Source organism: Hydrotalea sp. (genome assembly GCF_049968455.1).
Classification (GTDB): Bacteria; Bacteroidota; Bacteroidia; order Chitinophagales; family Chitinophagaceae; genus Hydrotalea.
In genome coordinates, this window is sequence record NZ_JBMFQT010000009.1 from 89,196 (window position 1) to 114,903 (window position 25,708).

General features: G+C 34.4%; 21 protein-coding genes and 1 tRNA gene. 4 read left to right on the forward strand and 18 right to left on the reverse strand.

Translation table 11 applies throughout. The features are described 5' to 3' along the window. Positions 1-168 precede the first annotated feature (168 nt). The 3 genes from ACP5P5_RS08230 to ACP5P5_RS08240 form a co-directional block, all read right to left on the reverse strand. Positions 169-2,928 (reverse strand): OmpA family protein, encoded by a 2,760-nt coding sequence (locus tag ACP5P5_RS08230; RefSeq protein WP_428285626.1) that lies wholly within the window; start codon positions 2,926-2,928, stop codon positions 169-171. A gap of 212 nt (positions 2,929-3,140) precedes the next feature. Then, on the reverse strand, positions 3,141-4,103 hold the full coding sequence (locus ACP5P5_RS08235) for a PorP/SprF family type IX secretion system membrane protein (RefSeq protein WP_428285627.1): 963 nt from the start codon (positions 4,101-4,103) through the stop codon (positions 3,141-3,143). 38 nt (positions 4,104-4,141) lie between these two features. Continuing rightward, positions 4,142-6,607, reverse strand: coding sequence for a gliding motility-associated C-terminal domain-containing protein (locus ACP5P5_RS08240; protein WP_428285628.1), 2,466 nt, complete (start codon positions 6,605-6,607; stop codon positions 4,142-4,144). 407 nt (positions 6,608-7,014) lie between these two features. Between ACP5P5_RS08240 and ACP5P5_RS08245 the strand changes: the two genes are divergently transcribed. The 3 genes from ACP5P5_RS08245 (at position 7,015) to rplT (ending at position 10,976) form a co-directional block, all read left to right on the forward strand. After that, positions 7,015-10,215 (forward strand): hypothetical protein, encoded by a 3,201-nt coding sequence (locus ACP5P5_RS08245; RefSeq protein WP_428285629.1) that lies wholly within the window; start codon positions 7,015-7,017, stop codon positions 10,213-10,215. Between the two features lie 177 nt (positions 10,216-10,392). Beyond that, entirely contained in the window at positions 10,393-10,590 is a 198-nt protein-coding gene (gene rpmI / locus ACP5P5_RS08250; RefSeq protein ID WP_428285630.1) for a 50S ribosomal protein L35, read from the forward strand. A 41-nt stretch (positions 10,591-10,631) separates the two neighbouring features. Further along, positions 10,632-10,976: a 50S ribosomal protein L20 gene (rplT, locus tag ACP5P5_RS08255; RefSeq protein ID WP_428285631.1), complete on the forward strand. Its 345-nt coding sequence runs from the start codon at positions 10,632-10,634 to the stop codon at positions 10,974-10,976. A 146-nt stretch (positions 10,977-11,122) separates the two neighbouring features. Here rplT and lpdA read toward each other — a convergent pair whose 3' ends face one another. The 3 genes from lpdA to ACP5P5_RS08270 form a co-directional block, all read right to left on the reverse strand. Next, positions 11,123-12,529: a dihydrolipoyl dehydrogenase gene (lpdA, locus tag ACP5P5_RS08260; RefSeq protein WP_428285632.1), complete on the reverse strand. Its 1,407-nt coding sequence runs from the start codon at positions 12,527-12,529 to the stop codon at positions 11,123-11,125. Between the two features lie 141 nt (positions 12,530-12,670). Continuing rightward, positions 12,671-13,495 (reverse strand): SAM hydrolase/SAM-dependent halogenase family protein, encoded by an 825-nt coding sequence (locus ACP5P5_RS08265; protein WP_428285633.1) that lies wholly within the window; start codon positions 13,493-13,495, stop codon positions 12,671-12,673. A 27-nt stretch (positions 13,496-13,522) separates the two neighbouring features. Continuing rightward, entirely contained in the window at positions 13,523-14,326 is an 804-nt protein-coding gene (locus tag ACP5P5_RS08270) for an SDR family oxidoreductase (RefSeq protein WP_428285634.1), read from the reverse strand. Positions 14,327-14,459: 133 nt separating this feature from the next. Between ACP5P5_RS08270 and ACP5P5_RS08275 the strand changes: the two genes are divergently transcribed. Further along, a tRNA-Lys gene (locus ACP5P5_RS08275) sits at positions 14,460-14,532 on the forward strand. Between the two features lie 169 nt (positions 14,533-14,701). Here the strand turns inward: ACP5P5_RS08275 and ACP5P5_RS08280 are convergent. From ACP5P5_RS08280 to ACP5P5_RS08335, 12 genes are all read right to left on the reverse strand, one after another. After that, positions 14,702-15,031: a 2Fe-2S iron-sulfur cluster-binding protein gene (locus ACP5P5_RS08280; RefSeq protein ID WP_428285635.1), complete on the reverse strand. Its 330-nt coding sequence runs from the start codon at positions 15,029-15,031 to the stop codon at positions 14,702-14,704. A gap of 228 nt (positions 15,032-15,259) precedes the next feature. Continuing rightward, positions 15,260-16,210 (reverse strand): iron-sulfur cluster repair di-iron protein, encoded by a 951-nt coding sequence (gene ric / locus ACP5P5_RS08285; RefSeq protein ID WP_428285636.1) that lies wholly within the window; start codon positions 16,208-16,210, stop codon positions 15,260-15,262. Between the two features lie 30 nt (positions 16,211-16,240). Continuing rightward, positions 16,241-16,693: a hypothetical protein gene (locus tag ACP5P5_RS08290; RefSeq protein ID WP_428285637.1), complete on the reverse strand. Its 453-nt coding sequence runs from the start codon at positions 16,691-16,693 to the stop codon at positions 16,241-16,243. A 39-nt stretch (positions 16,694-16,732) separates the two neighbouring features. After that, positions 16,733-17,128 carry a group III truncated hemoglobin gene (locus tag ACP5P5_RS08295; protein WP_428285638.1) on the reverse strand — a complete coding sequence of 132 codons (396 nt, stop codon included), beginning with the start codon at positions 17,126-17,128 and terminating at the stop codon, positions 16,733-16,735. Between the two features lie 74 nt (positions 17,129-17,202). Then, positions 17,203-17,610, reverse strand: a complete 408-nt coding sequence (locus tag ACP5P5_RS08300) for a cytochrome C (RefSeq protein ID WP_428285639.1) — start codon at positions 17,608-17,610, stop codon at positions 17,203-17,205. A gap of 59 nt (positions 17,611-17,669) precedes the next feature. Continuing rightward, positions 17,670-17,939 (reverse strand): hypothetical protein, encoded by a 270-nt coding sequence (locus tag ACP5P5_RS08305; RefSeq protein ID WP_428285640.1) that lies wholly within the window; start codon positions 17,937-17,939, stop codon positions 17,670-17,672. Positions 17,940-17,956: 17 nt separating this feature from the next. Then, positions 17,957-18,979 (reverse strand): cbb3-type cytochrome c oxidase subunit II, encoded by a 1,023-nt coding sequence (locus ACP5P5_RS08310; protein ID WP_428285641.1) that lies wholly within the window; start codon positions 18,977-18,979, stop codon positions 17,957-17,959. A gap of 16 nt (positions 18,980-18,995) precedes the next feature. After that, positions 18,996-21,179 carry a cbb3-type cytochrome c oxidase subunit I gene (locus tag ACP5P5_RS08315; protein WP_428285642.1) on the reverse strand — a complete coding sequence of 728 codons (2,184 nt, stop codon included), beginning with the start codon at positions 21,177-21,179 and terminating at the stop codon, positions 18,996-18,998. 44 nt (positions 21,180-21,223) lie between these two features. Next, complete coding sequence (locus ACP5P5_RS08320) at positions 21,224-21,655, reverse strand: RrF2 family transcriptional regulator (protein ID WP_428285643.1); 432 nt, start codon at positions 21,653-21,655, stop codon at positions 21,224-21,226. 109 nt (positions 21,656-21,764) lie between these two features. Further along, positions 21,765-23,312 carry a TSUP family transporter gene (locus tag ACP5P5_RS08325; RefSeq protein WP_428285644.1) on the reverse strand — a complete coding sequence of 516 codons (1,548 nt, stop codon included), beginning with the start codon at positions 23,310-23,312 and terminating at the stop codon, positions 21,765-21,767. Continuing rightward, the gene (locus tag ACP5P5_RS08330; RefSeq protein ID WP_428285645.1) at positions 23,309-24,016 is read right to left on the reverse strand and encodes a DUF2490 domain-containing protein; all 708 of its coding nucleotides are present in this window, start codon (positions 24,014-24,016) and stop codon (positions 23,309-23,311) included. The genes ACP5P5_RS08325 and ACP5P5_RS08330 overlap by 4 nt, the downstream gene beginning before the upstream one ends. Positions 24,017-24,028: 12 nt before the next feature. Continuing rightward, positions 24,029-25,699: an NADPH-dependent assimilatory sulfite reductase hemoprotein subunit gene (locus ACP5P5_RS08335; protein WP_428285646.1), complete on the reverse strand. Its 1,671-nt coding sequence runs from the start codon at positions 25,697-25,699 to the stop codon at positions 24,029-24,031. Positions 25,700-25,708: the final 9 nt, after the last annotated feature.

Consider the following 25,708-nt stretch of genomic DNA (forward strand, 5'->3'; position numbering starts at 1 on the left):
GTACATCTACACAAGTAAATTTCACATTATTATTTCATCCGGCTAATTTTCATTGAATGTATGGCGACATGCAATGAAAACCACAATTAATCAGTAAAAATAAAAAGCCCCTTTCAATTTTCATTAAGAGGGGCAATTTGTAACCGTTGGAATAGAAATGGTTAGTAATTAATGCTTCTTCAGTTTTACAAAGTATATAATGGTATTATGCATTAAGTCGTTTGATATGCTTACTTCTGTACGTTTGCCGGTATCATCAGTAATTACCATTAAGGCTGAGTTTGGCGGTATTTCTCCTAAATTTTCTGCAAAGAATATCATTTCATTACGTTTTTCGTTAGGCTCAACAGGCACCTTAAAAGTAATGGCCTTATCTGTTTTTAACTCTTGTTTGTATACAATAATTTCTGAATTATAAATTACCGATACACTGTCGTGGTCATATGTTCCATTATCATATAAATCAACGTGTACAGAATCGGATGTAGTATAAACAGTAAATACCTGATTAATTGATCGATGATTAATGGCTGTTAATAATAATCTGCTCTTAATTTCAGAAATAGAGTCAAGGGTAGCTATTTTTCTATCCTTTTGTTGCAATTCATTTTCAATGTGAGAAGGTATAGCCTGATTAACTACTTTATTATTGTTTGCTGTAACTTGTTTTGACACATATGGGTTATTAGCGGCATTCTGTTTTGCCTTCTTTTCTCTGGCAGCAGCCTTACGTGCCTCTTTTTCAGCCTGCAATCTCGCTTTACGTTCAGCAGCAGCTCTAGCTTTCTCTTCACGTCTTAAACGAGCAGCTTCAGCTTCATGTTGTTGTTTTAAACGTTTTTGTTCTCTTAATTCAGCTAAATGTTCTGCTCTTACTCTAGCTTTTTCTTCACGTAATAACTGTTTCTCAGCTTTTAAATTGTTATTAGCCTTTGCAATAGGTTCATCAGGAATATATCTGAATGGACGACGGCCATTTGAAATATCATCTAATATTTGATCAATATCCAACTCTTTTCCTGAAGGAACCCATTTCGGATTTTTAGCCTTGGTAACTATAATATCGGAGCGACGATTTATAATTTGTTGAGCGGTATCATACGTAGCATCATCTTTACAAGGTAAGATTAAGTGTTGTTCACCATAAAAATCAACATTAATTCTTGATGCAGCAATATGATGCTTGATTAAGTAAATTTTTACGGCTAATGAACGAGCTTTTGATAAACGCAAATTCAAATCAAACTTGCCTTTACAGTCGGTAAATGAACCAATAACCACATTGTAATCTGGATTATCTTTTAGCAGTTGAATGATGGTATCTAAGCTATTCTTATCTTCAGGTCTAACTTTAGCTTTATAAAAGTCAAAGTTTACTGAAACGCGTTTGATAGTAGCACTATTTAATGAATCCAGAATATGTTTCCTTCTTTCAGCTTCTTCATCTAATTTATTAACAGGAATTGAAACTGCAGGAATATTGATCTTTGCACTAGTATCAGGTGAATTCAACTTTGAAGAATCAATGGGTTCAGGTTGCTTAACCTCTGGCAAAGGGGGGAGTTTTATAGATTGAAATATTTCCAAACAACAAGGCGATTCTCTATCGGAAGTTAAATAACTTGTATCTGCATTGCCAAAACTATCATAATAAATATCATCTTTAACTGAATTAATGGGCAGGCCTAAATTTTCAGCAGTGTTCCATTGATTGGAAAGAATATTGCCTTTACTCTGATAAATATCCATGCCGCCAACCCCTACCCGTCCGTTTGAGCTAAAATAAAGCATACTACTATCGGCTAAAAATACAGGTGCCATATCATCATCAGGTGTATTAATGGCAGCACCTAGGTTTTCAGGTGCAGCGTTAGGTAAGCCAAAACTATTTAATGATACTTTCCATATATCATACTTTCCCAAACCACCCGGCCTATCGGATGCAAAAAATAAATATTGCCCATCTTTTGTAATGAATGGATGCCTTGCATTATACCCGGGGGCATTGACGAGGCTATCTAGCGCAAAAGGGGTATCCCAAGGCGCATCGACTGAAGAACGTGTAGCCGTATATATAAGATATTTATTGGCATCAGATTTCTGGTCTTCATTCCATCCTGTAAAATATACCCGTAACCCATCAGCCGAAAACTGTGCGGCGGCTGCATCGTAAGGTAATGCTTGTTGAAATAATTTGGAAATGGTATTTTGATTGGTATTATATTGATATAAGGTTGAACGATAAATTACTTGTTTATTTTTTCCAATTGTATCGGGCCTTGAGCTTGAAAAAACAAAAATGCTATCATTCATCTTTGCATAAGCATAGTTCGAGCCCAATGCATTGATGGGTGAAGGTAATTTTTGGATAGTAAAGCGTTTAACATTTTGTTGCTGTTCAATATTAAACCTGCAATCAGCCATTTCTTTCAAAGCTAAAGCTGTGTAGTTATCCTGCTGTGTATGTTCTGTAGTAAATTTTGATAACGCTTCAATTGCTTTCTCTGGTTCATTCACTGCCCTTAATGAAATACCGTACCACAGATAAGCCATAACATCGGGCTTCTTTTCTAAACTTAAATATTTTTCATAGTTGGGTAAAGCATCTTGATAGTCATGATACAATCTGTACGACTCTGCTAACTGGTGCAATAAATATATTTCCTTAGCGCCTTTAGGTTTTCTGCCATGCTTATGTACTACCGGTGTATAGGGTAATACATCTCTGCTATCAATATTTCCGTTCAGTGCTTTACTGTATAATTGAGCAGCACCGTAGTAATTTTTTTCTTTGAACAATTCATCTGCCCTTTTTGTATAAGCACGAATAGATTGAGCATTTAAGAGCGATGAAGACACAAACATTACTATAATAAAAGTAATGCATTTTGGAAATAACGGAGTTAGTAATGTTACACGTTTTACCATGCTAATGTTATAAAAGAGAAATTCTATGTGTGAATATAGGTACTGTTTACAGCACATAGGTAAAAAATGCCCAATAAGTTTTTAACATTATGTGGGTAACTATTTCTTGCGTATTTCACATTTTTGTAGATATTAAGTAATTCTGTATCACAAAAAAAAAGTTATTCTGTACAATCAGAATAACCTTGCACTAACCCAATAAGCTATTAGGACTAAAGACGGGGACAAATAAATTTAGTAGCAGGAATTTTTTTGCGATGTACATAACTTATTGAAATTTCATATGCACCACGGTATTGAGAGGCTGTATTCAAAGATGATACATTAATATCATAACTTAATCCAACAATAAAGCCATTCAAATTAATTCCAATATTTGGAGCTATAGCATCATGATTTCTATACATTACACCTGCTATCAAATCTTTTGTATAATCAAGCGTGTAATTCATATATAAGCCACCTGCTAATTCGCTTGCAGCACCTTGCATTTCATAAACAACGTGTGGTGTTAATTGAACTAAATCACTTACAGCAATTCTTGTTCCGGCATGAAAGGAATAACGAATAGGTATAAAGCTATTGCTGGCTTGTAAAAATTTGTCTGTTGGTTGTGTTGGATGGTATAAACTTACACCCACAAACGGATTTATTTTTTTGTTAGGATCACCATCATAATACATCACACCAACACTTCCATCTAAAGTATATGCAGATGTTTTAGAAAAAATTTCATTGGATGGTAAAGTTGGGTCATATCCTACCAAGGGATTAAACTGATTTCCGAATTTGAGTTTTGTTGGATCAACACCGCGATAAATAAAACCCAATTGAAAGCCTCCACTTAAACGTTTATATTCACTTAAATGAACCTGATATGATAATGATAAATAACTGTTTGTATAATTATAACCACCATCACCTGCAGTTTGGTTTAATACCATTAATCCAATTCCAAAATTATTGGGCAATGCTGCATCCAAACTAATACCATTAGTTACCAAAGGTGTTGCTACTGACGACCATTGGTTTCTTGAATTTGCAGTTGCACGGTAATTTCCATCAATAACACCGGTCATTGCGGGATTTAACCACATTGGACTGGCATAATACTGAGTAAAATGCGGGTCAATCTGTGCCTTTACAACTGTGGCACAAATTATAAAACCCAACATTATATAGTATTTCAATTGTCGCATATTCAGATATTACCTTATCGAATTAATGTTATTGAACCACTTTTCTTCACTTTAGAATCGTTTTGTAATGTACCTTCAAAAGTATAGTAGTAAACCCCTACAGCCATTTTAGTGCCATTGTAAGTGCCATCCCATCCTTGTGATTGTGCATTACTAATGTATAGTAATTGCCCCCACTGATTATAAATGGATAATTTCATTGTTTTGATGGTATTACCATAAACATAGAATATATCATTATTACCATCACCATTCGGTGTAAAAGAGTTTGGTATAAATATGGCATCACCAATAGGGTTTAAAGTGATTGCCGAAACTGAACCCGGCGCACTTTCCTGACAAGGCAAATTGCCTAATGCCTTTACTTGAAAATTAATGGTTTGATTAGGCCCTAAACCTGTAACTAATTCTTCTAAAGCAGTTGGGCCAGCTGCAGGCAACTGAAAGGTAGTACCGTTATCTAAACTAATTAAGTAACTAGTGGCTCCGGGAACAGGTTGCCATGTAAATAATATGCTGTTTGCAGTAACGGTATCTGCAGTAACAACAGGTGTACTTAAAGCAGTTGCAACTTTTATACTAATGGTTGCATTAGTTGCCGCACAAATGGGTGGATTAGTATTGGCCAGCACCACATAATTTGCATTGGCATTAATAGCAGGTGTTACATAAGTGGTACCGGTATACAGTAAAGTATTGTTACCAACCATATACCAATTATATGTTACACCGGTTTGAGGGGAAACAATGGTCAAAGTATCTTTTCCTCCAGGGCAAACAGTGTCTAATTTTGCTTGTATTGTAAATGGTTTAGGACTAGTTGAAAACTGAACTTTTGTACTATCGGTAACTTTACAGATACTATCCGTTATAGTAACTTTATATATTCCATTGGTATCAACAATAATACTATTGGTTGTATCGCCAGTTGACCACAAGTAACTAGTGAAACCAGTACCGGCATTTAAGACTTTAGTTGTGTCATTACAAACAGTGGTTACTGCTGCTAATTGAGATTTTAAAGCATCAACTTTTATTGTTACCTGCCCTTTACACACATATGGACTATCTGTGTAGGTTACCGTGTAAGTAGTTGTTTGTGAAGGGACAACTTTAATAGTTGTTGTAGTATCGCCTGTTGACCATACCAAAGTAGGTTTGGGTGGCTTCACTAATGAAGAGTCAGGATAGTAAGCCCAAATTCCATCAATTCTTGCCCAAATTACACGTTTTGCAATTGGATCATAATACGAATAACCATTAGAACTGTTCATTGGAGCTGGTGGCGGAATTGCACCTGTACCCACGAATTCAGAAAAGCCTGTATCAACACCCCAGTTAAATCTATATGTTTTATTGGTATTAACTAGATATAGATTTAAAGGATAATCGCCGGATGGTTGAAATCCGCCAAATAGGTAAAATCTATTTTTATCATAATCATACGATAAAACTCCTTCATACTGAATGGAGCTGTTATTCGTAGGTAAAATATTAGTGAAGGTATAAGTGTTCAAGTCTAATGCATATAAATCTTTCAACCAACAAAACATACCGTTAGCAGTAGCCCAAGGACTACCTAAAGAGCATGTTCCATTTAATTCATTTCCATCACAACTTCCCTGACCTGAAAAAAGAAATAGAGTTTTCCCATCAGCTGTTGTTCCCATTAAATTACCCCCTTTGGGTGGATTACAATCACTTAGATTCGGACGTTTCTGAATCCAGGATAAATTATTTTCAAAAATCCAGTTTTTAACTGTGAAGCCACCATATCCTCCATAAAATCCGGGACTATTAGTTATAGGGTTCCAATAACTACTGGCATTATAACTTGTATTATCAAATGCGCCATTACCTATTTGAGCCCATGCACCACCACTTGCTGAAACTGCATAAACATTATCAGCTCCAGCACGCCATAATATCAACCTGTTATTGGTATAATCATACGTAAACTCGGTATAGTTACCAGGCCAACCCGGCCAATTTGTAGCCGGAATTTCTGTTTTAATATTATTTTTTAAGTCGTAACGAATAATATGCTGATTAATGATAGAGTACAAATATTGATTGGCCTTATCATATCCATAAGGCTTGATATTAAAATTAGCCTGATCAATACCACCGCTACCAATTAATAGAACCCACACGCCTGGAGGCTCACTATCAACATGTACAGGTTTAATTGCAGTTAAAGTAACTGTATCGCCTTTACAAATAGTTGTATCATTTTGTACAATCATTTTAGCGGGACAAGAAAAAGGAGGAACACTATCAAAACTTTGCATACTAACATCAGTGTGACTAGTTAGAGATTTGATAGAAGCATTTGAAGGGAGATTTTGGCTTTGAATTCGTGTACTTTCAAGCCCCCCCAATTCGACTTTGGCAACATTTAATATATTATTGGATGAATAACCCAATAATACAAATGCAACAAAAACCAACAAGAACGTTAAAGTAAAATACTTATTCATGCGTTCAATAATAAAATTTTACAACCAATCACATAGCCATTTGCACTTATCTATTTTATTTTTGCAGGGGGTAACTACAAAACGAAAAATGAGAATTCTTTTCATTAAACGGCAGGGTAAATAAAATATTGTATAATAGTCCTAAAATACATTAATTTTCTAATGAAATCAACACAAACTGCATCAAATCGGTGAAATACTTATTACTTTTTTTCATTAGTTTACTATTTAAATGTCCATTTTTAAACTAAAGATTTCTTTTCCCTAACAAATGCTGCTTAAAGGCCCGTTCAATCTTATAAACAGCTTAAAAAATGGTAGTGAATACCATTACTTTTAATCATTAACGGAAAAAATGTTTAAATTTCAAAATAGTTTTCAATATAATTTAACCAAGACTCACTATTATGAAATGGCTATCTACTTCTAAGAACAAGACAATCTTTATATTATTGCTAATTATTCCCCCTTTTTTCGGAACCGCACAACAAATTAACAAAGAAACAAGTGAATCGGTAAACAAACCCACTTACAATCCTGCATTATTAAATGGTTTAAAATGGCGCAACATTGGGCCATGGCGTGGTGGAAGGTGCTTAGCAGTGATGGGAATACCTAACGAACCTTATACCTATTATGCCGGCCAAACAGGTGGTGGCGTATGGAAGACAACAGATGGTGGGAATATTTGGAAATGTGTATCAGATTCATTTTTTACTAGTAGTTCTGTTGGAGCAATTGCCGTAGCCAATAAAAATCATAACATTGTTTATGCAGGTACCGGGGAATCTGAAATGCGGAACAACATTTCTTTTGGGGATGGCATTTATAAATCAATTGATGCAGGCAAAAGCTGGAAACATATTGGCCTTGAAAAAACATATGCTATCGGTACCATTGCTGTTAATCCTTTAAATGATGATGAAGTATATGCAGCAGCCATGGGCAAGGTTTATGGAGCCAATAAAGAGAGAGGTTTGTATAAATCATTAGATGGCGGTGCAACATGGAAGCAAATTTTATATGTTAACGACAGTACAGGATGTATTGATGTAAAAATTGATCCTGCCAACCCACTTATTATTTATGCATCCATGTGGCAAGCCTACAGAACCCCCTATTCATTAAGCAGCGGAGGCAAAGGTTGTGGTTTGTATAAGTCAATGGATGGAGGAAATACTTGGCAATTACTATCAGAAAATCCCGGCATGCCAAAAGGACTAAAAGGAAAAATAATATGCACTATCTCTGCTGCTAATCACAATAGAATATGGGCAATCGTTGAAAATGCCAATAGTGGCGTATTTCGTTCTGATGACGCCGGAAACACTTGGCAATTAGTTAGTACGAAAAATGATTTAACCCAACGTCCTTGGTATTTTAATCAAATATTTGCCGATCCTAAAAATGAAAATACCGTTTACGTTTTGAATGTTGAATTTTGGAAATCAGTAGATGGAGGATTTACTTGGGATAAAATTGCTAACCGACATGGTGATAACCATGACATGTGGATTAATCCCAATAATCCCAATAACTGGATAATGGGTGATGATGGAGGCCCACAAATTACCTTTGATGCTGGCAAAAACTTTACTGCGCCTAATTTACCCACCGCACAATTTTATCATGTAAACTTAGATAACGAATTTCCATACAATGTTTATGGGGCCCAGCAGGATAATACCAGCGTTCGTATTGCCAGCAGAAGTGCAAATGAAGGTATTGGCATTCGTGATTGGTACCCGGTTGCAGGTGGCGAAGCCGGTTATATTGTTCCCGATCCATTGAATTCCCAAATAACTTATGGTGGTGAATATGATGGACAATTAAGCACTTATAATAAGTCGAACGACCAAAATAGAAACATTTCTGTATATCCTGAACAGCATAGTGGTGAAGGTGCCATAGTTATGAAGTATCGATTTAATTGGACTTACCCTATTGCTTTTTCTCCATTTAGCCCCAAAATGCTATACGTAACTTCTAATCATGTTCATAGAACAACAGATGGGGGACAAAATTGGGAAACGATTAGTCCAGACTTAACTCGTAATGATCCTACTACCCTACAGCCAAGTGGTGGTCCAATTACTTTAGATAACAGTATGGCTGAAGTTTACGGTACCATATTTGCGTTTGCAGAATCGCCCGTACAAAAAGGTGTTTTATGGACTGGCTCTGATGATGGATTAATTCATGTAAGTAAAGATGATGGCAAAAATTGGGAAAATGTTACCCCAACTAATTTACCAAAATGGGCTTTAATTAGTTATGTGGAGCCTTCTCATTTTGATGCCGCAACCTGTTATGTTTCAGCTACACGTTATCAAAGTGATGATACCAAACCTTATTTGTTTAAGACGCATGATTTTGGTAAAACATGGATTGCCATTAATAATGGAATACCCAGTTACAATCGTTGTATTCGACAAGACCCCACCCATGCCAACATATTATATTGTGGTACTGAAACCGGCATATTAATTTCATTTGATGAAGGGGAACACTGGCAAAGTTTACAACTAAATTTACCTAATACACCGGTACGCGATATTCAAGTGCAAACCCGTGATAATGATTTAGTAATTGCCACACATGGCCGTTCATTTTGGATATTAGATGATATAACGCCAATTTATCAATTAAACGAAAAACTCGCAAATCAATCAGCCATCTTGTTTAAACCAAGAAAAACATACAGAACTCCTGCCGGAACAAGTTCAACACAACCCCCATTAACAGAGGGGCAAAATGCACCATTGGGTGTAATAATCCGTTACTATTTTAAGTCCGCTCCTTCTAAAGAAATTCATTTAGCCATTAAAACCGATAAAGGCGACAGTATTATTACTTATTCATCACTGCATAATTATTTTGGCGAACCCATTAGTAATAATCCAAACTTTATCCCCAATCCTAAGAAAAAAAGTTCTGGAATTTTAACAGCCAATAGCGGTATGAATACTTTTATTTGGGATTTACATTATCCTGATGCTAAAGCCGATACTTCAGCCACTTTTGAAGGTATTTTAACAGGCCCCACCGCTGTACCTGGCAATTATAAATTGGCATTGTATACTGACGATTCCTTAATTCAAGAGCAAAGCTTTACAGTTATTAATGACCCACGGAATAGCTTTACAACTGCCGATTTGGAAAAACAATTTGAACTGGAACAACAAATACATAATTTACTAAATACTATTGGCAAAACCACCAAAAACATTCGTGATGTTAAAACAAAAATTGCCAATTACGCATCCATGATAAAGCAAGCAGATTCATTAAAGCAATTTAATTCATTAACAAAACCATTAGTAACAGGTTTAACTGAAGTTGAAACTACTTTAATGAATCCCAAAATTTTAGCTAGTGAGGATGATTTGCGTTTTCCTGTTCGATTAGAAGAAAAACTGTCTGCTTTAAACGCAGCAGTTCAACAGGCAGATGCGCCACCCACTGCTTCCATGTATAGCAGCTTTATTCATTTGCAAGAACAAATTAATAGCCAGCTTACCAAGTATAAAACATTAATGGGTCAACATGCCATGAAAATAAATGACTGGATTTCGCACCAACAAAACGCATTTATTGAGCTGAAATAAGTTAAATACAGGAGTAATAGCGCATTAAAACAGCATAACGTTAAATTTTTGGAGTGAAAATGTAGGTTTATTAGTAAAGTTGCTTACTTTTGCACTCCATTTTTTTTCCCGTAAGGTTCAACAAGTGTACCCCAGTGGGTACCACCAGCAGGGAGTAATCTGAAGAAAAGATTATTTATGCCAAAAGTTAAAACCAACTCAAGCGCAAAGAAACGCTTTAAAGTTACCGGAACAGGTGAAATAACCTTCCAAAAATCTTTTAAACGCCACATTCTTACCAAAAAATCTAAAAAAAGAAAAAGAGCATTAAACAAAAAAGGCGTTGTTGGCGCCGCTAACAAAGATTTTGTGATGCGTTTATTACGTTTAAAATAACATTATTTCACCACTCTATTTCAGAGAAAAAATATTAAATTATGCCACGTTCCGTTAATGCAGTTGCTTCAAGAGCAAGAAGAAAAAGAATATTAAATCAAGCCAAGGGCTACTATGGCAAACGCAAAAATGTATATACCGTTGCCAAAAATATTGTTGAAAAAGGTATGACCTACAGTTATGTAGGCCGTAAATTAAAGAAAAGAGAATATCGCCAATTATGGATTGCCCGTATTAATGCAGCTGTTAGAGCTGAAGGCTTAACTTATAGCCAATTTATCCATAAATTATCTGTAAAAGGTATTGAATTAGACAGAAAAGTATTGGCTGATTTAGCTATGAACAATCCAGAAAGCTTTAAAGCATTGGTTGATTCTGTAAAATAAATCTTCTGACTTTCTAATCATATTAACCGGGCTCAACAAGCCCGGTTTTTTTATGTTGAATATACAAACAGCGACCAGGAAATGAAAAAAGTTCAGCCAAATAATTGACTGAACTTTTGAATATTTAATTTCATTACAAATAAATACTAAATATCAATTGCTTCACCATATGCAGCTGCAGTAGCCTCTTTTAAACCTTCACTCATAGTAGGATGCGGATGAACAGCATTTAAAATTTCATGAGCTGTAGTTTCCAATTTACGTGCAACAACTGCCTCGGCAATCATTTCAGTAACATTGGCACCAATCATATGACAGCCTAAAAATTCTCCATATTTGGCATCAAATATTACTTTAACAAAACCCTCAGTTGCACCTGCAGCACTGGCTTTACCACTGGCAATGAATGGGAATTTGCCAACTTTAATTTCATATCCGGCTTCTTTAGCAGCTTTTTCTGTATAACCTACACTGGCAATTTCAGGTGTGCAATAGGTACAACCAGGAATATTATTATAATCAATTGTATCAGGTAAATGGGCAATTTTCTTTTCCAAATATGCCATGTGTTCAGCAGCGTTAATACCTTCTTTTGAAGCAACATGCGCTAATGCCTGGCCGGGTGTACAATCACCTATAGCATAAATTCCGGGAACGGTGGTTTGCTGATATTTATCAACAACAATTTTACCTTTTTCTGTTTTAATGCCATTTTCTTCTAATCCAATATTTTCAATGTTAGCAACAACACCAACTGCACTTAAAACTATATCAGCTTCCAAGGTCATTATACTACCATCTTGTTTTTTAACCTGAGCTTTAACACCAGTGCCCGTTGTATCAACACTTTCAACAGAAGCATTAGTAAAAATTTCAATGCCTTGTTTTTTGTATTGCTTTTCTAATTCTTTTGAAATTTCTTCATCTTCAACAGGAACAATTCTTGGCATGAATTCAACTATGGTTACTTTAGTTCCCATGCTATTATACACATAAGCAAATTCAACCCCAATAGCACCACTTCCTACAACAATCATACTTTTGGGCTGAACGGGCAACACCATGGCTTCTCTGTAGCCAATTACTTTTTTACCGTCTTGTTTTAAGTTAGGCAATTCGCGGCTTCTACCTCCTGTAGCAACTACTATATATTTTGCTTCTACAATTTGTTTTGAACCATCAGCAGTTGTTACTTCAACCTTGCCTTTTGCTTTAACTTTACCGGTGCCCATTATCACATCAATCTTATTCTTCTTCATTAAAAACTGAACACCTTTACTCATTTTATCGGCAACCCCCCTACTGCGTTGAATAACAGCAGAAAAATCATGGGTGCCGGTTGCCTGAATACCATAGTTGGAGCTATGTTTTAAATAATCATACACATTAGCACTTTTTATTAAGGCTTTAGTTGGAATACACCCCCAGTTTAAACAAATTCCTCCTAAGCTTTCTTTTTCTATAATAGCCACTTTAAAACCTAATTGAGAAGCTCTGATTGCTGCGGGATATCCGCCAGGGCCACTTCCGATTACAATAACATCGTATGCCATAATTTTAAAAATTAAAATGAGTGGTAATTAACAAAATTGTTTTACCAAAATATGGGTGCAAAAATACTGGCTTATGATGAAATGGAAAAAAGAGAGTTATTCACCTTAACATGAAAACAAAGAATTATATATAGTAAAAAATTATTTATTCAGAAAATAAATTCGAATAGTTTGATAAAACAATGTATTGGAGGTTACACTACCAGTTGAAACATTACGTGTAGAAAAACTACGTAATCCAAATAAGGCGGCCATTTTACCATTATTTACAGCCAATTCTAAATAATTGGCAGCATTAAACATCGCTAATAGTTCACCTTTGGCCACTTCTGAATAATGGTTACTAATTTTATTAATACCTGAGCTATGAGGCACACTAATTTCAAATGGCCTTCCTGCAGAGGCTTCTTCAAATTGTTCACGAGTAATATTAACAATCACATTATCAAACTTATCAATCAGTAATATCTGTCCTTCAATCCAATTGCTACCCACTAAGGGTTGTAATGCAATTTTTTGTTGAAAATTGGTTGTAATTTTTAAAAAATCTTCCGGCAACTTATTACTCAATATCTGATGAATAACCAATGCTAATTGTTGTGTTATGTTCAATATGGAATAATGTGTACTTAAAGGAATGCTATAAACAAATTTTGGTAAAGCTACCAACATGGTAGCAATACCATTATCGGGGCATATTATAAATTGGTCATTGTGTTTCATAAGCAAGAACTGCTCATTATTTCCTTCAAAACAATCAATTAATAAAACATGAATTGTACCCTTAGGAAAATAGGAATAAGCATTACTGCAGATAAATGCAGCATGAGGATAATTCGTTGCATTTAATTCATGATTAATATCAACCAATAATGCCTGCGAGTTTTGAGATATAATTTGTCCCTTAAAAGCAGCAATAATATAATCTTGGAAACCAATATCGGATGAAAGTGTTACAACTGACATGTTTCTGGAACGTTCACAGCACTAAAATTATTTTACCAATTCGCCATGTTTATAAAAAAAACGCTTAATTAATTTATCAGTTAACGAAGGGAATAACTTATTCATCCAAACAGTTTCTTTTCCCTGTGCAGTTAATACCAACGTGCGTTTGCGCTTTTCAATGGCTTTCATAATATGCTGGGCACATTCTTCTGCAGTCATTAACTTAGACTCATCCAAAGGACTTTCGCCTTGTGGTTGAGCATCTTTATTCAACGCTACATTTCTAATATTGGATGCAGTAAAACCCGGGCAAACCCACATCACATTTACGCCCTCATCCATTAATTCTGTTCTTAATGCTTCCAACCAGCCGTTCATTGCAAATTTCGAAGCTGAGTAGCCACATCTTCCAGGTAAACCTCTATAACCGGCAATTGACGAAACACCCAATATAGTGCCTTTAGTCTGAGTTATATAAGGAAGTGCAAATTTTGTACAATAAACAGCACCCCAAAAATTTACATTCATTAAACGTTGCAAGGTTTCAATACTTGTTTCTTTAAATAAAGATCGCATAGAAATTCCTGCATTATTAATCAAAATATCAATAGTGCCATAAACTTTTATTACGGCATTGATAAAATTTTTACAATCTGTTTCATTGCTCACATCAGCAGCTTGTATCATTAAGGGTTTCCCGGCATGAATAGATTGTAACATGTATAACTTATCATAGTTACGGCCACAGGTTGCCACTTTTGCACCTTGTGCCATAAATGCCTCAACTAAAGCTTTCCCAATACCTTCAGAACCTCCGGTAATAACTACCACTTTGTTTTTGAACACCATAAATGAATGTATTATTTGCAAAAATAAGGTTCTGCTTTTGTTAGTGTGTATAAATATCTTTAGAATTGATTGTAAAAAAATTTGGTAAAAAAAACTTTTCTCCTATTTTTGCACTCCCAAAAACAAACGGGATGATTCCGTAGCTCAGTTGGTAGAGCAATACACTTTTAATGTATGGGCCCTGGGTTCGAGTCCCAGCGGGATCACTGAAAACCTCATCAATATTTGATGAGGTTTTTTTATTTTATTAAATTTTTTAACATTACACAATTTCTCTATCAACGGTATAATATTGACGATTTAATACTTAACTTATAAAATAAAAAAAGAGGCAAATGCCTCTTTTATGGATATTGGGTCAGGGGTAATTGTATTTTAATCAGACTCAATAATTTTAATAATGGCATTTTGTAAGTTTGAATTAATAAACAATTGACATGACAAACGCATAGGCAGTTCAGTTGTTATAATATTTTGTAAAGTTTTACGCTCATTTCGCTGTAAATTCATATCTAAATTAGGAGCATCCATTATTTCAATAGCGCAGGTACCACATTTTCCCATACCCTTGCAGTCACCAAAATCATCTAAAAAAAATTGGTCCGCTAATAAATACATGAGATTCCTATAAGAATTGGTATAAGTATGTACCAACTTCATTTCATGCTGAAAAAAAACATTGAAGCTAATTTCATTATAGTTCATAAAATAATATTAAATGACCCTTAAAAAATTTTACTGTCTTAATTTATATTTTCAAAATCATTCATGTTCTAAAAGCACTTTACATAATTGCTTTATTTTGTAATAGAATTACCTAGTAATTAACTTCCTATCAATTTTCATCAAACTTTGCAACATTTTAAATAGGCTTAAGTTTGTTGGGAAATCAAATCCAGTGTCTACTTCATTTGTTGATGTAACATGCAATATTTATACCTCTTTTTCCAATACCAAAGCTTTTGGGAAAAGTATATTATTTTCAAAATGTATATGAATAAACAAATCATTTTCAAATTCTTCCATTTTTTTAAATAAATAAGCATAGCTATTACAAGCATCTGAAGGAAGTGTATAATTATTGGTTAATTTTCTAAAAAAACGTAAGTCTTCACCAGAAACTTCGTGCTCCTGCATCATCATTTTAATAGCCCCCGGAATAATTCCTTTCATGAAATGTCCTTGATTGTGATCGCGTTCATGCTGCACCAATAATTTTATTTGTGGAAATAAAACCTTTTCTTCTTTCTCCATGTGTTGCAACATGTCATTTAAAAATAGATTCACCCTTTTTGAAAAATCATACAATTCCGGATGATTACTGCCATGATGTTCAGTAACCTTACGAGCTAATTCATTAATGATAGCTGAAGCTTCTTTAACATATCGATGATGGATATTAATGATATAATCTACTAAGAAATCAACTTCCCATTTATTATAATCTTCAGAGAAATTTTTAGTTGCATGATCATCTAAAGCACTTAATGCTGCTCTTAAGTTTGTTTCTGAAATGTTTATTTCTGCAGCAACTTCAGCCAAAGTTTTATTACCACCGCAACAAAAATCGATGCCTAATTTTTTAAATACCTCAGCTTTACTTAAATCATTTGCAACAATACTTCCAACAGTATCATTTACTTTACTTGAAATTAATTTTTTAGTAATTTTTATCCTCCACCATTCAGGGCCTTCCTCTAAATACTCCCAAGTGAATACATTACCTCTTTCTCCTACTAATTGATAATAAAGAGGTTTAGGATTATGATTGTTTAAAATTAAAAATGCCTCTCCTTCGTTTAACGCATCGAAATGACGAAATATGGTGGCATGTTTTTCTTGCGGAGGCAAGATAGTAACATTTAAAACAGGTATTGCTGACATGATTAAAAATTTTAAATGATAATGTGAGTTTTATTGCTTAAAATGAAATATTTGGATAGCGAAATAAATTAATAACACTACTTTAAGGCACTCTGCTGCAACAAAAAAAATGTGAAGGGAATTTGTCGGTAATGTTTCACCTGCAATAATTAGTTGTGCTCTTTCATCTAATTTAGGCAACAACCAAAAAGTTTCAGCAAGTAATAAGCATACCACCCAAAAAAAAGTAAATCCAACATCTATTAAAAATTGTTTATTATTTTGAATGTCTAAAGCCAGATAAATAAATGTAGCCACTATAATAAAGGTTATTACCCACTCTACTTTATTGAGTGCGCCGAAAACTAAACGACCAATCCCTAAACCAATTGACAATGTTACACCAGGAGCCTGAAATTTCAACCAAGCTTCCATAAAACTAATAGCACCAATAAAACCAACCCAAATAAATGTTGAAGCTATAAAAATGTCTGTTATTTTCATTACAAAAAGTATATAATTGTTTATAGACAAAAAGAGTTCTCAAGCTTGAATTTCATTGTGCTTTTTGACAAGATAATTAAGCTTACTTTCAAATATTATAGCCATTTTAGAGGCACGCCATTTGGCTTCCTCTGCTCGTTCGCCCACAAAGTAGTAATCAACGGTTTCAGTAAATAATGTTAACCACCGTTCAAAATGTGCATGGCCAATAGGTAACTTACTATGTGGCGGAAAGGGTGCTCCGTAATAGGTGTGTTTATCTAACAATAATGTTTCCCAAAAACGATACATTTTTTCTAAATGTTTGGGCCAGTCATCTTTTATTACATTATTAAATATAGGTGCTAGCAATTCATCTTGTTGCACTTTTGTATAAAATGCATTGACCAAATACTGAATATCTTGAAATGAGTGTATGTCATTTTTTATGTTCATAGATAAATAGTTTGATTTTAAAACTTATTACGATTTCATTGATAATAAAACGTTTCTAAATTCTTAAAGCTTCATTATGGATGCAATGACAAATACCGTGTTAAATAAAATAAAGCCCAAGCAATAAAGGAAATCGTAATTACCCATACCCAAGAAGGAATACTTTTAGGGGATTCACTACCAATGATTAAAAAATCTTTTTGATTACCTTTTCCATATGCATTAATCATTAAAGGTAAAATACCATCTACAACTGCATTTTCCTTTATCCCTTCTACTTCAATGGCTGGCCCATTCCTAACCTCGAATGGAATAATTCGAATACCTTCCTTACCAACGGGATCTTTACTAACTATTCGAAGACTATGCTTCCCATCCACTAACTTAGTAGTATCTAATTCAAACCTTACGGGTGATTCGAAAGACGCAATAGGTTTTATTTCATCATCTAAAAAAATGAAAATTGAACTTTTATCTTTCATATATATTAAGTTTAATAATGTCAATTGCACTAACACAATTCTTAAATGAAATTTTATTTTCAGCTAATGTCATCTTTAAGAATTGATTGCTTAATGTGATTAATGTTGTTTTCACCCGGTTTTATTAACCATTTTATTGAATAATAAAGTGTTAGTAGCGTTATTACAATGGCTATTAGAACAATGATATAATCAAAATTTCCATCAGGTCCCGGTCCATGAGTTATGCCTCTTAAAAAAGTCGGTTGTAGTTCCTTACAAGCTGCACATGCCAATACTTGCACTTTAGAAAAAATTATACCCAAAAAAATAATGATAACTTTTTTCATACTAATTCTTTTAAAAATTATTGATTAGATGCGGCATTTTTTGCTAAATCCATCAACTTTTTTACTTCATCTACCGATACTTGTTTAGCATTATTTCCCCAACTTGTTTTTTCATGGTTCATAATAGCAGCAATTTCTTCGGCAGATAAGTTGTTGTTTGTACCAACAGGCGGCATAGGTCCAAAACCTTCCTTCTCTCTTCCGGTGTAACCATTCATAATTATATTCACCATTATTGCAGCATTATCATCTAATACCACCTTACTTCCTTTTAAAGGTGGAAAAGCGCCAGGCAATCCCTCACCGTTTGCCTGGTGACAACTTTGGCAATTAGCTACATACAATGCATCACCATTCAAAGCATTACCTGAAGCATTTTGACTATTAGTATTTGTAGCCAACGACTGTTGCTTGTATAAAAAATCGGGGGTTGGACTTCCATCAGGTAATTTTGTTTGCTTTAATGAAGCTAAATAAGCTACGAGTTGCAAAGCTTCGGGTTTAGCAACAACTTTTCCCTTCTTACCATATAAATAAGCTTCCGGAACATTAACCACTACATCATTTTTATCCGGATTTTCTTTTATTTCAAAAAGGAATGAATAAGATGGCATAATAGATTCTTTCACCACAATTCTAGGATTGTATAAATGAACTAAATTCCAATCTTTACTGGGTTGCCTTAAGCCAATGTTGGTTAAATCAGGTCCGGTACGTTCAGTTCCCATTAAAGTAGCCGTATTAACCCATATGCTTTGACGATGAATATCTGCATAATCAGCAGCAATACTTGGACGCTCTCCCCAAACTTTATCCATTGAAATATTTCGAACTTGTTTTGTATGACAAGCTACACACCCATTTGATATGAAGACTTCTTTTCCTTTAGCAGCATCATCAGATAAAGGAACAGAGTTGGGTAATGGTGCATTATTATATTGATTTCGCCATGCAGGAATAATAGCCACCAATATGGTTAATACAATGAAAAATAATGCTGCTGTAGAAAATAATTTTTTATGATTATCAAACAATTCCATATAAAAAATTGAATAATTAACGAATAGCGTTTGTTTCAGTAGTATTAGTATTTCCAAGTTGTAGCTTTTCAATTGCTAAATCAGTAACAGAAATATTACTCGTATCAACTAACATTTTATAAAAATTATACCCAAACAATAAATGAGAAAACCACATTAAGCTACCACCAATAGCGCGCCATAACCAATAAGGTGCCATCATTACTACCGATTCAATAAAAGGCTTTCCTTCCAACCACATGTTTCCTTTAAACGTAGCGCCAATCATTAATGGAATAGTATAAAACAATAGTCCAATTAATGCAAACCAAAAATGTGCACCAATTGTAAGCTGTGGTGCTTCTTTTCCTGTTAATCTGGGAACAACTGCATAAATAGCTGCCCAAAGAAAAAATGATATGATTCCATACATTGTTAAGTGTGAATGCGCCACGGTAAAATCGGTAAAATGCCAAATTAGATTTGAAGAACGGAAAGCCTCTGCCGTTCCCTGCATAGATCCAGAGAAATAAAAAATAATGCCTACCAAAAAAAATGGAAGCGTATAACTATCTGCAACTTTATACCATGAGCCTTTAAAGGTCATTAAAAAGTTAGTAGTACCTGCAATTACAGGAATAGCCATTCCGGCACTTCCAACAATTGCAACAGTTTGCAACCACCAAGGTATAGCACTAAACACAAAATGGTGCGTGCCAATTAATGTATAAAATAAGATTTGAGTCCAGAAAGCTAAAATACCTAAGCTATAGGAATATATTGGACGATTTAGTTGTTGTGGCAAAAAATAGTAAACAATGCCTAAAGTAAACAACATGAACCACATACCTACCCCCTGATGCATATAATAACCTTGTATAATGGTTTCGCCTAAAGCATCTTGCCAAAAGGGAAGATAAGCAACCAATGCAATGATTAATCCGAACATTATGGCAGAAACAATATACCAATTGGAAATATAAATTTCTTTGGTTGTTCTTTTAGCAATAGTTTGTAAAAAATTGATTAAGGTTAAAACCAGGCCAATCCCAAACAACAACATTACAGGCCAAATGTATTCTCTATATTCACCACCGGCATTATTAATACCTGCCATTAAACAAAGAGTTCCTAAAATAACTGCAGCATTAATGAAATAGAGCGTATACCATCCTTTTTTAAAACTGGCTAATGGTGCATTACTCACTTTTGGAACAATATAGTATCCTAAACCCAACATACCTAAAGAAGCCCATCCCCAAAATACCGAATTGGTGTGAACAGGTCTTAAACGCCCGAAACTTAACCAACTGATATGATCTGCATCTGGTGCTACAAATTTTATTCCGATGTACTCCCCTATTGTTGTTCCAAAAATTAGCCAAAAAGCGGCACAACCAATATACCATAATACCAATTTAGATAAAGCAGGGTCAATATTGGGGCGTTTCAAAGCACGTTTCTTTGCTGCGGCAATCGGCAATTCAGTCTGATCAGGATCAGTTTGTATCAATCCACGTTTATCTAACGGCGGGGCATTGCCTGATAATTCATTATTATGAAGTGAAAAATCTAAAGCAGCTTTTCTTTGCATCAATGCTGCATCTAAATTCACATCATCTTTTTGCTGCAGATACTCCGCCAATTTTTCAGCTTCTTTAATTTTTAAATTATTTCGATATCGCTTTAAAACATTCATCACTTTTACAATCATAATAATAATCCCCAATAAAATGGGTGTTAAAATTAGAATTGTGGTGATGACAATTCCGGCCTCTCCGGTTACAGTTTGAGCCGGGCCCTGCGCCAATAATTGCTGTGCAAAAAACAGGAACACTAAGAACAAAAACGTCTTTCCAGTAGTACCCACCCCACTATTTCCATTTTGATGATTGTTACGCTTTCTTTTTTGCTTCCATAAAAAATATTGATCAATCTGCTCAGCTGTAAACCGACTGATATAAGTGGATATGTTTTGTTCAATATTCACCTGATCAGACTGAAGTTGTTCTTTATTCATTTCCTTTACTTTTAACTGAAGTACAAAGGCTGCCAGTAATATCAGAATTAATAATGTAATAATGATGAGCATGATTCCTGTAATGGATTGAAAACTAAATGAACTGGTGGGTATACCATCCTGTGCAAATACATGGTTCAAAGGAAAAGCAACCAACAGCAATATTGCACCAATTAGAAGAAGGCTAAATTTTTTAAACATAAAAATATATTAAGAGGTTTTTGTCTTTTATTAAAGCAAAAAAATTATTTTTTTAAAACGGCCAGCTTTTTTTCCAACAATTCATTAAACTCACCCAGTCTGGCACGTTGCAATAACTCAAAAATTTCAGCGCGTATTTTCTTAAAATCGTTATGAATGGGACATGGCGATTTTTCAGAACATTGTTTTAAACCCAATCCGCATCCGTTAAAAATTTTATCGCCATCTATTGCTTTCACTACATCGGCCAGTGTATATTGTAAATTACTTTCATCTAAATAAAAACCGCCAGTTGGGCCTTTTAAAGATTGTATTAAACCCTTTCTGCTTAAGTCTTGTAATATTTTCCCTAAAAAATATTCCGGAGAGCCAATGCCTTTAGCAATATCTTTAATACTAACCTTTATGCCGTGTTTAGACTTTTGTGCAATATATAAAATTGCCCGGATAGCGTATTCACATGTTTTTGAAAACATATTCATGGTTTGTGGGCACAAAAATAATATAAAATTAGAAATAAAGGAGCTTTTTATCTTTTATTAATAAAAATTTCTTTTTTCAACAATCAGATGTTTTTAAAAAAAGCTAAACAAAAAAGGAATGTAATGCCTTCCATAGTGTGATAATACTGGTTATCATGACCATTATACCAACCGCTACATACATTTTTTTGACAGGCAACCTCCCGGCTAATTTTGCGGCTACAGGCGCTGCCAAAACACCACCAATAATTAAACCGGCTACATCAAACAATGGAATATGTTTTAATACAATAAAAAAAGTAAGGGCGCTTGCAAAAACAATAAAAAACTCAGCTAAACAAACTGAACCAATAACATAACGAGGATTCTTGCGTTTTGCAATCAAAGTACTTGTAACTAAAGTACCCCAACCACCGCCGGCAAATGCATCTGTAAAACCTCCAAAGCCTGCCAACCACCCGGCCCGTTTAACTTTAGAACCAACCATTTTTTGGGAAAATGCTTTGCGTATAATATGATAACCTAAAAATAAGGTATAAACAGATAATGGAATTTTAATATAAAAAGCATAAGCTTGTAACAGGCACGCTAAAGTAGCTCCTAACACAGCTCCTATTGTGCCGGTAATAACCAAATTTTTAAACAGCTTCTTGTTAATGTTCCCAAAACGATGATGTTGGTAACCAGAAACACCACTTGAAAATACACGAGCTGCATGCACTCGACTACTAACAATGGCAGGATTAACTCCATTAGCTAAAAGAAACGTAGTTGAAATTGTGCCATAACCCATTCCTAAAGAACCATCTACCAGTTGTGCAATAAATCCTGTTAATAGCATCATCAAAAAAACTTTCCAATCCATTAAATCTATCAACTTTACAATTCCGGATTTCCAACTGAAGGAAGGCAACAATGATAATAATGTATGGCCTAAAATCATAAATACAAAAGCCAACAAACACCATTTTACAATCTGTTGCCATTTTTTTTCTTTGGTTTGGAACAACTTATTGGGTGAAATATTATTAGAAACTAAAGATTGTGTTAATGAATTAAGTTGTTGAACTTTTAATCTGAAATCACCATTGAGGCGTTGGCGAATATGGTGCATATTATACAACAATGCATCTACGTCATTTGGAATTGTTTCAATTAATAACTCTTTTAAACGCTTTGCTATTGTTGGCGATTTACCGTTTGTAGATATAGCAATTTTTAGATTGCCTTTTTGCACAATTGCGCCTAAATAAAAATCACATAAATTAGGCGTATCGGCTACATTCACCAATAGATTACAAGCATGTGCATCATCAAAAATACGCGCAGCTAACGCAATGTTATTAACGGCAACAAATACCAATTGTTGGTTTTGCAGAAAAGAAGGTGTATAAGCAGTCGGAATAATTGTTATATTATTGTATTGTTGTTGAAGTTCAATAATTTCAGCATGAAATTGAATAGCTACCATTGTAATTTGACTACCGGGTGCATTTTGCAATATGCTTCTTAACTTTTCTAAAGCAACATTTCCGCCACCAATAATTAACACTCGTAAGGTTTCCAATTTTATAAAAACAGGAAATAAATTATTTTGCTCAATAGTATGAGCCAATGCCTGCTTTTGATATGTCTTTGTATTATCAATCATTTTCTGGAAAAATCTTGTAAAATATTGATACGAATTATGTGTTGATTATCACGATAATGTGCCAAAGCATCCGCTTTGTACTGGCATTGATATAAATATTGAATTTGGCAACGAACATTATTATTTAGGGAAACATATATTCCCGCGAAAGCTCTCAGTAAATCCATCATATTCGATTGATGTGACACAACCATCACTTCAGTTCCCATTTCTGCCATAAGTGTAGAAGATAAAGGATAAGTAATACTTACTTTATTACGTAAACGATTGATATAGTTTATGCCTACTGTACTATCTGTTACAGGTCGCTGTAACCACCTTTGCTCCATTCTGGTTCGAAAAAATAAATTAAAAGGTGATAAATCCAATTGCAAAGCATTTTCTTGCCATAAGCGAAATTCATTCAATAAAATAGCTTCATTAAAAAGTTTACCAGAGGATTGAAAATTGGCTGTACCCACAATAACTGACCAATTAGGACGAACATTGTATGCAACACCTGCTCTTATTAAAAATTGGAAAAGTTGTGAAAAGCCATTTTTAGATCGAACTTGTGCATCGCCTACCAACGACCATTTGGATGATACCGGCGCAGTAAAAAAATAACCGCCCCAAGCAGCCATAGTGGTTGTTGTTTGCACCTGTGCCGTTGCAAAATAATAGCAGCCCGAAAAAGAAATGGTATATATTAATCTTTTAATCAAAAAAAATTGAATTTATGATTTAAAAAAATATTCATTCGAAAAATCGCCAAAGGATTGCCCCCTTTTTCGAAATTGCGAAAATGCTTTAAAGCATGCATCTAACTCCTGCAAAATGGCTGTTTCATCTAAACTTTCTTTGTAAAGTTTATTCAATCGAAATCCGGCATAATCACCACCTAAATACAAGTTATACTTTCCAATAGCTGTACCAATTAAACCAATTTCGGCTGCATAAGAACGAGCACATCCATTGGGGCAACCTGTCATTCGAATAATAATAGGTTCGTTTTCCAAATGATGTTTAGCTAACAATAATTCAATTTTGGAAATTAAAGAAGGGAAATAGCGCTGGGCTTCAGCTAAGGCTAATGGACAAGTAGGTAATGCTACACAAGCCATTGAACGCTGGCGAATTGCTGAAAACAATACATTTGCTTGAATGATTCCATATTGTACTAAAACAGATTCAACAGCAGGTTTATTGAGTGGTAATATATCACTGAGAATCAAATTTTGATTACATGTAAACCTAAAGTTTGCTAATTTTTTAGTTGCAATTTCATATAAAGCTGTTTTTAACTGAGCTGTGTCGGTATCAAGTACTCTTCCATTTTCTACAAATACCGTATAATACCATTTCCCTTCATGATTTTGATGCCAATCAATTTTATCGGCCCGTTCCAATAACTGATAAGGTTTTAACGGCAGAAATTGATAACCACTTCGCTTTTCAATTTCTTGTTTAAACCAATCAATACCATATTTATCTACGGTATATTTTAATCTGGCGAATTTTCTGTCGGCTCTATTCCCATAATCGCGTTGAATAGCAGCAATGGCATAAACTACGTTTATAAGATTTTCTTCACCTTGCACAAAGCCAATCTCGGTTGCTAATCTGGGATAAGTAACCGGGTTGCCATGTGTAGATGCAAGGCCCCCACCAATGGCAACATTAAATCCCACTAATCGATTATCTTCTTCAATTGCAATTAACCCAATATCATTAGCAAAAACATCCACATCATTATGTGGTGGTATGGCAATTGCAATTTTAAATTTCCTTGGCAAATAACGATTCTCATACAATTCATCTTTTTCTAACTCGGGGTTGTCTAAACGTTCTTCATCTAACCATATTTCGGCATAGCCATGAGTTTTGGGCAATAATTTTTTTGTAATTTTTTTTGCTACATCAAAAACTTGTTCATGCAAAACGGAATATGCAGGATGTGCTGAACATAAAACATTTCTATTAATATCACCACAAGTTGCAATCGTAGTTAATTCAGCCTGATGAAAACTTTTTAAAGTAGGCTTAATATCAGCTTTGATAATGCCATGCAATTGCAAGGTTTGACGACTGGTTATTTTAATTACTTCAGTACTATATTTACCTGCAACATGATGTATAGCTGCCCATTGATGCGGCAATAATAATCCACCGGTTAAACGTAACCGCACCATAAATGAATATAATCGTTCTAGTTTCTTTTCAGCCCTTTCCTCTCGCCTGTCTCTATCATCCTGCTGATACATACCATGAAATTTTATTAAAGCTTGATCATCTTCACGTATTGCACCTGTATAACTATCTTTCAGGCTTTCAGCAAGGGTTCCCCGTAAACCGTTACTTTTCAATTTAATTTTCTCAATTGATGAAAGTTTATTTTCATTTTCCATATTAGCCAT